At 71.1% G+C, this 2,531-nt stretch carries 2 protein-coding genes; one reads left to right on the forward strand and one right to left on the reverse strand.

Features of this window, described 5'->3' with window-relative positions; genetic code table 11:
* Nucleotides 1–115: 115 nt before the first annotated feature.
* Nucleotides 116–466 carry a hypothetical protein gene (locus tag ABD308_RS09235; protein ID WP_344330612.1) on the reverse strand — a complete coding sequence of 117 codons (351 nt, stop codon included), beginning with the start codon at nucleotides 464–466 and terminating at the stop codon, nucleotides 116–118.
* 374 nt (nucleotides 467–840) lie between these two features.
* On the opposite strand from ABD308_RS09235, the gene qcrB reads away from it, so the two are divergent.
* On the forward strand, nucleotides 841–2,487 hold the full coding sequence (gene qcrB / locus ABD308_RS09240) for a cytochrome bc1 complex cytochrome b subunit (RefSeq protein ID WP_344330614.1): 1,647 nt from the start codon (nucleotides 841–843) through the stop codon (nucleotides 2,485–2,487).
* The last annotated feature ends 44 nt before the right edge of the window (nucleotides 2,488–2,531 follow it).

Raw genomic sequence — 2,531 nt, forward strand, 5'->3', positions numbered from 1 at the left:
CCGGGGCCGCGGTCCGCCGTCGCGGTGTCGTTCATGGGGCTGCTCCTCGGCCGTCACCTGCGGTTGCAACCTCATGGTTGCACCCGGCCGGGAGCAGCGGCAATCCGGCGGCCGGTCAGCCCCACCACTGCTCGGGGACGGCGGCGGGCTCGCGCGCGAGGTCCTCCGCCGCTTCCGGCGGAACGGCCGGGGCGGGCCCGCCGGTGACGATCAGTTCGTCGGACCCCACCTCCGCCACCCGGTAGCCGGTCTCGCGCAGCACCGCCGCGACGGTGCCGGTGACCGCCGCCCGGATGCCCTCGGCGGGCGGCGGGTCGTCGGCCGGGCCGTCGGTGGGCGGCCAGCCGATCACCACCCCCTGCGGGCCCCGGTCGATCCGCAGGCCCGACGGCCCGCGCCCGGTGTCGAAGCCGGCCCTGGCCAGGTCGGCTGTCACGTCCTCGAAGAGTTGCCGGTGTTCCACCATTGGCGCAGCGTAGGCCCGGTCCCGCACCCTCCCGGGGCGCGGCGCGCGCCGACACGCTTCGCCGCGCCGCCAACAGCACCCGAGCGCAGCATCGAGGCCGCGGCCGACCCCCGGAGCGGGGCGGCGGACCCCCGGACGGGCCGACACGAGCGGCCGGACGGGCCGATGGACGTGCACAGTCGGCGTGCTCCCGACAGCATGACAGAGTAAGCGCTCCATCACTTTGAGCAACGGGGCGGCGGGTCGCCGGATCCGCGCGCCGGCCTGCCCGGCACCCCCGTATCGAGAGGTCCGATGATCACATCACTCCATCGGCCGGCCGTTTCACGGCCGGGCGCCCGGGACGTGCCGCGGCCGACACCGGGGAGCCCGTCGTGAGAGCCGAGCAGCAGCCGAGCCCGGGGCCGGCCACCAGCACCCGCGCGGCGCCCGCCAACAAGGTCGAGGCGCTCGCCGACTGGACCGACGGACGCCTCGGCATCTACGCCCTGTCCAAGACCAACCTGCGCAAGATCTTCCCGGACCACTGGTCCTTCATGCTGGGCGAGATCTGCCTCTACACCTTTCTGATCATCATCCTGACCGGTGTCTGGCTAACCCTCTTCTTCGTCCCGTCGATGGGCGAGGTGACCTACGAGGGCAGCTACGTCCCGCTCAAGGGCATCATGATGTCCGAGGCCTACGCCTCGACGCTGAACATCAGCTTCGAGATCCGCGGCGGCCTGCTGATCCGCCAGATCCACCACTGGTCCGCGATCGTCTTCGTGGCCGCCATGTTCGTGCACATGTTCCGGGTCTTCTTCACCGGCGCCTTCCGCAAGCCCCGCGAGCTCAACTGGCTGTTCGGCGCGGGCCTGCTGATCCTCGGCATGTTCGACGGCTTCATGGGCTACTCGCTGCCCGACGACCTGCTCTCCGGCACCGGCATCCGGTTCATGGAGGGCGCGGTGCTCGCCGTGCCGATCATCGGAACGTACTTCGAGATGTTCATGTTCGGAGGCCAGTTCCCGGGCACCATCATCGTGCCCCGGCTCTTCACGGTGCACGTCCTGCTGATCCCCGGCATCATGCTGGGCCTGCTGGTGGCCCACCTGATCCTGGTCTTCTACCACAAGCACACCCAGTTCGCCGGGGCCGGCCGGACCAACGAGAACGTGGTCGGCATGCCGCTGATGCCGGTCTACATGGCCAAGGCCGGCGGCTTCTTCTTCCTGGTGTTCGGCGTGGTCTCGGCGATGGCCGCGATCGCCACCGTCAACCCGATCTGGGCCTACGGCCCCTACCGGCCCGACCAGGTGTCCACCGACGCCCAGCCGGACTGGTACATGGGCTTCTCCGAGGGCCTGATCCGGATCATGCCGGGCTGGGAGATCGGCCTCTGGGACCACACGCTCGTGATGGGCGTGTTCGTGCCGCTGGTGATCTTCCCGCTGGTGCTGGTGGCGATCTGGGCGTACCCGTTCCTGGAGGGCTGGATCACCGGGGACAGGCGCGAGCACCACATCGCCGAGCGGCCGCGCAACGCCCCGGTGCGCACCGCGTTCGGCGCCGCCTGGATCGCCGAGTACCTGATCCTGCTCGCGGCCGGCGGCAACGACCTGCTCGCCACCCACTTCCACCTGTCGATCAACGCGATCACCATCGCGGCCCGGATCGGCTTCTTCATCGGCCCGGTGATCGTCTTCGTGATCACCAAGCGCTGGTGCCTGGGACTGCAGCGGCGGGACCGGGAGAAGGTGCTGCACGGCCGCGAGACCGGCGTCATCAAGCGGCTGCAGCACGGCGAGTTCGTCGAGGTGCACGCCCCGCTGCCGCCGGAGCGGCTCTACACCCTCACCTCGCACGACCAGCCGCAGCCGGTCGTGCTCCCGCCCGAGGTGGACGAGAACGGGGTGGCCCGCAAGGTGTCGGTGTGGAAGCGCGCCCGGGCCAAGCTCTCCCGCGGCTTCTACGGCGAGGGCGCCCAGATCGCCAAGCCGACCGCCGAGGAGCACCGGGAGGTCGGCAGCGGCCACCACTGAGGGCCGCGCGCACGGGCCCGCCGCGCACCCGAGGGTGTGCGGCG

The organism is Kitasatospora putterlickiae, assembly GCF_039527695.1.
GTDB lineage: Bacteria > Actinomycetota > Actinomycetes > Streptomycetales > Streptomycetaceae > Kitasatospora > Kitasatospora putterlickiae.